Here is an 8244-nt window from a genome sequence, read left to right on the forward strand (position 1 = left end):
GTCCCCCTCCCCCGCAAGCGGGGGAGGGGGACCACGAAGTGGTGGAGGGGGCGCTGGGGCCGTGCGGAGGGCGGAAGCGGCGAGGTCCTGCCATTCGCAGCGCCCCCTCCGTCTCGCCGCTCTCCGGCGGCGATCCACCTCCCCCGCACGCTGCCGCTACGGGGGAGGTTGCGGCGGTCCTAAGCCCTGCCCTCAGATCCCCGGCGCGTAGGGGAAATTCAGCGCCTCGTAGTAGCTGACCGGATGCGGCGGCGGGGCGTAGCCGGCCGGCATCGGCCGCTTCGAGAACTGCTGGAAGTAGGCGATGCAGGCGTCACGCCACCACTGCGCCTCCTTCTCCTGGATGGCCAGGTAGGCGGCGACGTCGGCGTGGCGCTGCGGATCGACATGAGCCGCCATGGCCGCCCAGGTCCGGCGCATCGCGGCGACCTCCTGAACGCCCTGGCTGTAGCGCACCACCAGCTCGTCCCAGAGCGTGCGGCCCGAGGCGACCTTGTGGTCCCAGTCCACGCGGTGGAACCACAGGAGGTTCTTCTCGTCGGCCGCCAGCGCCCGGCCCGCCTGCGGCGCATACTGGGCGACCGCATTGCTGCCCGTCGCCATGCGGTCGAAGCCGATCCCTTCAGGCGAGGCGCGGTGATAGTAGACGCTGGTCCAGTCGGCGCGCTCGCCGCCCGCCACCCAGGGGCCTGGACCGTAGTGGTGGCTGCGCCCCATGATGTGGTGCAGGCCCAGCGGCGTCATGTAGTTCACCATCGTCTCGCGCGAGGCGACCATCATATCGACGACAGGGCGCACGAACGCCGGGTCGTTGGAGAACGTCAGCCGCGCCCACTCCTCGGCGATCGCGCGGGACGATCCGTGCGGGTCCCAGGCCAGCCGGCCGAAGGCGTACCAGTTGGCCTGGTCGAAGTGCGACCCGGACCAGTTGCGGTCGGACCCGACGTTGGCCACCCCGGCCATGCCCGTCAGCTTGTGGCCATAGACCGAGCCGTCGACCACCTTGGCCACCGTCGCGCCGCGGCCCTTGCGCCAGGTGTCCGCCTGCAGCGTCTCCTCGTACAGCGGGCCCTGGTAGACGAGGTGGGTGGCGAAGCCGAGGTATTCCTTGGTGATCTGGAATTCCATCATCAGGGGCGTCTTCGGCGTCGCCCCGAACAGCGGGTGGAACGGCTCGCGGGGCTGGAAGTCCAGCGGCCCGTTCTTCACCTGCACGATGACGTTGTCCCGGAACTTGCCGTCCAGGGGGACGAACTCGTTGTAGGCCTGCTTGATGCGGTCCTCGGGCTGCTCGTGCGAATAGACGAAGGCCCGCCACATCACGACGCCGCCATGCGGCGCCACCGCCTCGCCCAGCATGTTCGCGCCGTCGGCGTGGGTGCGGCCGTAATCCTGCGGACCCGGCTGCCCCTCCGAATTGGCCTTCACCAGGAACCCGCCGAAGTCCGGGATCGCCCTGTAGATCTCGTCCGCCTTGGCCTTCCACCAGGCGCGGACCGCCGGATCCAGCGGGTCCGAGGTTTTCAGACCGCCAATGTCGATCGGCGCGCTGAACCGCGCCGACAGATAGACCTTGATGCCATAGGGCCGCAGCACGTCGGCCACTGCCGCCGCCTTGGCGATGTAGGGCGCCGTCAGGCTGTCGGCCTTGGCGTTGACGTTGTTGAGGACCGTCCCGTTGATGCCCAGGGAGGCGTTCGCCCGGGCGTAGTCGACGTAACGGGCGTCGATCGCGTCGGGCAGCTTCCACCAGTCCCAGATCGACTGGCCCGAGTAGCCGCGCTCGACGCTGCGATCCAGGTTGTCCCAGTGGTTCAGGACGCGCAGCGTCACCTTCGGCGCCTCGGCCACGTCGAGGTCGGCGAGTGGGCGACGGGTCTGGATCCGACGCAGGAGATCGAAGGTCCCGTACAGCACGCCCACGTCGCTGTTGGCGGCGATCACCGTCGCCCGCCGCCCGCCCAGCGTCACGCTGCGGATCACATAGCCATCGGGCCCCAGCCGCTCGAGCGGCAGCTTCAGGCCCGCCACGGCCTTCGAACTCGCCGGCGTCCCGAGCACGATCGCCCCGTCGCGGCTGACGGTCGGCGTGGCGGGCGGCTCGGCGCCCAGCAGGCCCGAGAGACCCCGCGCCAGCTCGGCCCGGGCCACCGCCAGCGTCGGCGAGCCGCCCTCGGCCACCAGTTCGGTCGCGAGCGCCCGATAGCCCTGCGCCTGCGCGGCCTCCACCGGGCGGTAGCGCAGCCACAGGTCGTACCCATCCTCGGCGCGGACAGCGCCCGCGGATCCCAGCACCGACGTCGCGGCCGCAGCCATCAGGACGAGCCGTTTCATGCCAACTCCATTGGTCGAGACACTATCGTTTTAATGGTCAGACCACACGATTGACAACTGCGGCGCGGCAACCGAAAACGCCTGCATGTCGAAGATCATTTCCGCCAAGACCATCGTCACCTGTCCCGGGCGGAACTTCGTCACCCTCAAGATCGAGACGGCCGACGGCGTGACCGGCGTTGGCGACGCCACGCTCAACGGCCGCGAGCTGGCCGTGAAGGCCTACCTCGACGAACACGTCATCCCCTGCCTGATCGGCCGCGACGCCCACCAGATCGAAGACATCTGGCAGTACCTCCACCGCGGCGCCTACTGGCGGCGCGGTCCCGTCACCATGACCGCCATCGCCGCCGTCGACATGGCGCTGTGGGACATCAAGGGGAAGGTCGCGGGCCTGCCGGTCTACCAGCTGCTGGGCGGCGCCTGCCGCACCGGCGTGATGGTCTACGGCCACGCCAACGGACAGACGATCGAGGACACGGTCGAGACGGCCAAGGAGTACGCCGCCGCGGGCTACAAGGCGATCCGACTGCAGTCGGGCGTGCCGGGGCTGAAGTCCACCTACGGCGTCTCGAAGGACAAGTTCTTCTACGAGCCGGCCGACGCCGACCTGCCCACCGAGACCGTCTGGGCCAGCGAACCCTACCTGCGCACCGCGCCCGAGCTGTTCGCCGCCGCGCGTGAAGCGCTGGGCTGGGACGTGCACCTCCTGCACGACGTCCACCACCGCCTGACCCCGATTGAGGCCGGCCGGCTCGGCCGAGACCTCGAGCCCTACCGTCCGTTCTGGATTGAGGACCCGACGCCCGCCGAGAACCAGGCGCGCTTCCGCCTGATCCGCCAGCACACCACCACGCCGATCGCCGTGGGCGAGATCTTCAACTCGATCTGGGACTGCAAGCAGCTGATCGAGGAGCAGCTGATCGACTACATCCGCGCCACCGTGGTCCACGCCGGCGGCATCACCCATCTGCGCCGGATCGCTGCGTTCGCCGAGATGTACGGCGTGCGCACCGGCTGCCATGGCGCCACGGATCTGTCGCCGGTGACCATGGCCGCGGCCCTGCACTTCGACCTGTCGGTGCCGAACTTCGGCGTCCAGGAGTACATGCGCCACACGCCCGAGACCGACGCCGTCTTCCCGCACGACTACACGTTCAGCGGCGGCCTGCTGCATCCGGGCGAGGCGCCGGGCCTGGGCGTCGACATCGACGAGGCCGAGGCGGCCAAATACCCTTACCGCCGCGCCTTCCTGCCCGTCGCTCGGCTGCAGGACGGCACGATGCACGACTGGTAGCCCTCTTTCCGCGCCCAGGGCCGTCGCTATGATGAAGCCGCGAGGCCGCCCGCCCGGCGGCAAGTCGAAGCACCAGGAGCCGATGGCCGTCAGCGGAAAGCTCTACCGGCGTCTCGCCGATTCCATCGCCGCCGAGATCGAGGGCGGGAAGTACCAGGTGGGCGAGCGCCTGCCGACCGAGCGCGAGCTCGCCGAGCAGTACGGCGTCAGCCGCCCGACCCTGCGCGAGGCCCTGATCGCGCTCGAGATGCTGGGCATGATCGAGGCGCGCCACGGCCTTGGCATCTACGTCACGCGCGCCAGCATGCCGATGGCCGCCTCCGCCTACGACTTCGAGATCGGCGCCTTCGAGCTGATCGAAGCGCGGCGCCTGTTCGAGGGCGAGGCCGCGGCGTTGGCCGCCGCCACGATCGACGAGGACCAGATCGCCGAGTTGGAACGCCTGCTGACCCTGATGGCCGACGAGGACGAGCTCCGCGGCGAAGACGCCGACAAGGAGTTCCACATGGTCATCGCCCGGGCGACCGGAAACGGCGCGATCATCGCCACCGTCGAGAACTTGTGGGAGCTGCGCAACCGCTCGCCGCTCGCGCGCAACATCTTGACCCGCGCCCGCGGCACGGGCCTGGAGCCGCGCATCGCCGAGCACCGCCGCGTGGTCGAGGCCCTGAAGGCGCACGATCCGGCCGCCGCCCGCCAGGCCATGCGCGACCACCTGGAGCGCGTCATCGACCACCTGCTGAAGGCGACCGAGACCGAGGCGCTCGAGCGGGCCGAACGCGAGAGCAAGGCCCGCCGCAGCCAGATTGCCAAGCGCGTGGCGATCTAGCGCGTCGGCGCGCCCAGGTAGGCGATCGGGATCGGACCGGTCGAGGCCACCACCTTCGTCAGCACCACATTGTCGTCCAGCCGCCAGACCTTGATCGTGTGCGGCCCGGCCGGCACGTCGGTGAAGGTGGCGGAGACGACGCGGGCGTTGTCCTCCACCGCCTTGTTCCAGGCCGCCTGCTCCTCCAGCGTCGTCGAGGTCGGCGCCGGCAGCAGCTTGTCCACCACCACCTGCATCGGCCGGTCGTCGACCGAGACGCCGATCCGCTGGCTTCCGCGGCCAGTCGTGTCCAGCGTCGGCGCCAGATAGAGCTGCACGGTCAGGTCGCCGGCCTTGGCGACTTTCACGTCGTACTCCACGCGGACGGCGTCCTTCTCGCTCGTCGGCGCCCGCCCCTGCGGCAGGGCGACGACCGCGCCCTCCGTCCGTCCCAGGTGCGGGATCGCCCGCCAGGCCAGGCCGGCGCCGTTCACGACCCGGCTGAACCTCGGGGCCTCGACGGCGATGACGTTCTCGGACGCCCGGTGCGGCTTGGCGAAGACGATCGGCTTCGGCGCGCCCTTCCCGTCCACGCGGGTGACGCGGGGCATCACCTGCGTCGGCGGCTGCTGCCAGTAGGTGTAGCCGATGTGGGTCTGGCTCATCATGCCGTCCCACTTGCCGTCGTTGGCGCGGTGATAGGCGTCGGTCAGGGCCTGGTCCCGGGCGAAGGCGGCCTCGGCCTGGTCGGCGAAGACATTCGCGCGCGGATCGTTGAAGAACGCGAGGCGCCGGTTCCAGGCCACCGCGTAGTAGAGCCGGTACAGGTTCGCCATGGCGGCGATCGGATGCTCCACGATCTGCAGATAGGCGTCGCGCGCCTGCGCCGGCAGCTTGGCCTTTGTCCGCAGCATGTCGCGCTCCAGCGCGTCCCACTCGGCGACCATCTCCCCGAACTCGCCGCCGTCCAGCGCCTCGGCCGTCGCCTCGCCGATGCGGAAGCTGCCAGAGTCGATCAGCTCGGGCTTCCGCCGCGCGGCGTACTTGGCATAGCGGGTGATCAGTTCCCCGATCTCGGCGCCGTGCGCCGCGCCGAACGTCCGCCCGGCCCACCCCTGCGGATACCGCGCCAGCGCCTCGGGCGTCATGGCCTCAGGGTCCCAGGCCTGGTCCATGAAGAAGCTCAAGGGGAACTCCATGGGCTTGATGTCGCCCACGTTGACGATCCACAGCGTGCGCGCGCCGCGCTCCCACGCCAGGTCCATCTGCTGCCAGGTCTTCTCGATCTGGGTGTTGTTCAGCCACTTGTAGTTCCGGGGCGCCCCCACGTAGTCGAAGTGGTAGTAGACCCCGTAGCCACCCTTGCGGTTCAGGTCGCCCGTCGGCAGCCGCCGGATCTGGCCCCAGTTGTCGTCGGCGAACAGCAGGGTCACGTCGTCCGGGACCTTCATCCCGTTGTCGTAGTAGTCCTGCACCTCCTTGTAGAGCGCCCAGACCTGCGGGGTCTGCTCAGGCGGCCGGCCGGTCACCTCGGCGATGATCTTGCGCTGGTCGGCGACGATTTTCTCGAGCAGCTGGGTGGCGGTGGCGTCGCTCATGGCCTCGTCGCCGTCGCCGCGCATGCCCACGGTCACCACGGCCTCGTAGCCGCGGCCGTCGCCCTTCGACATCATCCGCTCGATGCCGCCGCGCCAGAACCTGCGCAGGTTCTCGCCATTGGTGGCGTAGTCCCAGCGGCCGCCGGTGACGCCGCCTTCCTTGTTGCGATGCCACTCGTCATGGGCGCGGGTCATCGGCTCGTGGTGCGAGGTGCCCATCACGACGCCCATCTCGTCGGCCAAGACCATGTTGCGCGGATCGTCGTCGTTGAAGGCGCGCGGCTGCCACATGGCCGGCCACAAGTAGTTGCCCTTCATCCGCAGCAGCAGCTCGAAGACGTGGGCGTACATCTTCGAATTGGCGCCGCCGAAACGCTTCTCGGCCCAGGTGGTGAGCGCCGGGGCCTCGTCGTTGATGAAGAAGCCGCGGTACTTGACCTTCGGCTGGTCGCGCCGGGCGCCCGCCGTGACGAACAGGTTGGCCTTCCGCTGGATCGGGGCGTCGGCGAACCAATGCCATGGGGACACGCCCATCTTCTCCGACAGATCGTAGGCGCCGAACACCGCGCCCCGGCGGTCCGAGCCGACGATCACCAGCGCCCGCGGCACGTTCGGGAACGGCCGGTCGACGACCACCTGCCGGAACGCCTCCCACTGACCGGCCAGGTCCGACGCCTCGATCTTGCCTCGGGCGATCAGGCCATCGATGACCGGGCTCTGGCCGCGGACGCCGATGATCACCAGCGGCCCCCGCGCCTGGTCGGGGTCGTTGATCTGCGACGTCGGGCGGCCGCCGACCCGCTGGAGATCAGCCGCGAAGCTGTTCGCCACGTGCCGCACCGCCCGATCCGCGTTGGCGTCGGTCAGCACCGCCGCGGGCGCGCCGCCCCGGATCAGGGGAAAGCTGCCGGCCGCAGCCTTAGGACACACCGACACCGGCGCCTCACAGGCGGCCGCCGCCGAGCCGAGCGCCAGCGCCGCCAAGAAGCCCACGAGGCCAGCCCCGATCCGCCGGCGGGTCGGCGCTGTCATTCAGGGCTCCTCGGAATAGGCATAGAGTCCGAAGGTCACGCCGACGAAGCCGCCGGCCGTTTTGGTCGACAGGATGGTCCCGTCGGCGTCTCTCGCCAGGCTCGTCCAGCGGCCCGGCTGGACCGCATAGGCGAAGTCGTACCGGCCGCCGCGGGCGTCGATCTTCAGCTCCACCGGCGCGCCGGCCGGCACGCCCGCCTCGGCCACCACCGTCCCGTGCGGCGGCTCGCCCTGCCCGGTCCGGCGCTCCAGCCGCACCGTCGTCCTGCCGCCGTGCCGGCCGACGCTCAGCAGGTAGAAGAACTCGTCGCTCTGCAGGGCCGCCAGGCCCGCCCGGTCGCCATCCCGTCTCGGGGTGAAGATCACGCGCGTCGCCGCGCTGGCGTTCAGATGCTGCTGCCGTCGGCCGAGGTACGAGGGCTGCCCCCGCGCGCCCAGCGCCACGGGTCGGGCGTCGATCCGGAGCTGCCCGCCTTCCAGCCTGTGCCAGGGCGTCTTGGGCATGCGCAGGGTCACCCAGTGAAAGCCCAGCTTGTCTCCGTCGAACGTCTCGCGGACGTGGAAGTCGCCGTTGGTCGGCAGCGGCGGCGGCCCCTGTTTCGGCAACTTCGGCCGGCGAAGCACCTGCGGAATGGTGGCGCCGCTCTCCAGGATCACGGGCCAGCCGTCCTTCCAGGTGACCGGCAGCAGAAAGGTCTCGCGGCCGGTGTTGTAGAAGTCGCCCTCATAGGGCCGGGTGGCCAGGAAGGTCGCCCACCAGTCGCCGGCTTGCGTCTGCACCAGGGTCGCGTGACCGGCCGAGGTCACCGGGAAGGGCCGCTCCTTCGGCAGGCCCCGCTGGGTCAGGATCGGGTTGCCGGGATAGGGCTCGTAGGGGCCCCACACCTGCCGGCTGCGCAGCACGACCTGCGAGTGGCCCTCGGCCGTGCCGCCCTCGGCGCAGACCAGATAGTACCAGCCGTCCTTCTTCAGGATGTTCGGCCCCTCGATCCAGATCGGCTTCGTCGACAGGTCCACCCCGCCGTTGACCAGCACCTTGCGCGGGCCGACCGCCTTCATGCCCCTCAGGTCGAATTCCTGCATCCAGATGGCGCGGTGGCCTTCGTACAGCGGCCTTCCCTCGGGCGGACCGTTGTTGAGGACGTAGGTCCTGCCGTCGTCGTCGAAGAAGAAGG

At 70.0% G+C, this 8244-nt stretch carries 5 protein-coding genes; 2 read left to right on the forward strand and 3 right to left on the reverse strand.

Annotated features, from left to right (window positions below):
- Window positions 1-192: 192 nt before the first annotated feature.
- Window positions 193-2334: an alpha-glucuronidase family glycosyl hydrolase gene (locus tag RIF93_RS16290; RefSeq protein WP_309092502.1), complete on the reverse strand. Its 2142-nt coding sequence runs from the start codon at window positions 2332-2334 to the stop codon at window positions 193-195.
- 85 nt (window positions 2335-2419) lie between these two features.
- Between RIF93_RS16290 and manD the strand changes: the two genes are divergently transcribed.
- Both manD and RIF93_RS16300 read left to right on the forward strand, forming a co-directional pair.
- Complete coding sequence (gene manD / locus RIF93_RS16295; RefSeq protein ID WP_309092503.1) at window positions 2420-3631, forward strand: D-mannonate dehydratase ManD; 1212 nt, start codon at window positions 2420-2422, stop codon at window positions 3629-3631.
- Window positions 3632-3713: 82 nt separating this feature from the next.
- The gene (locus RIF93_RS16300) at window positions 3714-4460 is read left to right on the forward strand and encodes a FadR/GntR family transcriptional regulator (protein ID WP_309092506.1); all 747 of its coding nucleotides are present in this window, start codon (window positions 3714-3716) and stop codon (window positions 4458-4460) included.
- Here the strand turns inward: RIF93_RS16300 and RIF93_RS16305 are convergent.
- Both RIF93_RS16305 and RIF93_RS16310 read right to left on the reverse strand, forming a co-directional pair.
- Window positions 4457-7069: a glycosyl hydrolase 115 family protein gene (locus tag RIF93_RS16305; RefSeq protein ID WP_309092504.1), complete on the reverse strand. Its 2613-nt coding sequence runs from the start codon at window positions 7067-7069 to the stop codon at window positions 4457-4459. The two genes, RIF93_RS16300 and RIF93_RS16305, sit on opposite strands and share 4 nt — an antisense overlap.
- Window positions 7070-8244: family 43 glycosylhydrolase (locus RIF93_RS16310; protein ID WP_309092505.1), on the reverse strand; the 1175-nt coding region annotated here is incomplete at its 5' end. It lies immediately after the preceding gene.

The sequence above is a fragment of the Phenylobacterium sp. genome, assembly GCF_031181185.1.
Lineage (GTDB): Bacteria > Pseudomonadota > Alphaproteobacteria > Caulobacterales > Caulobacteraceae > Phenylobacterium.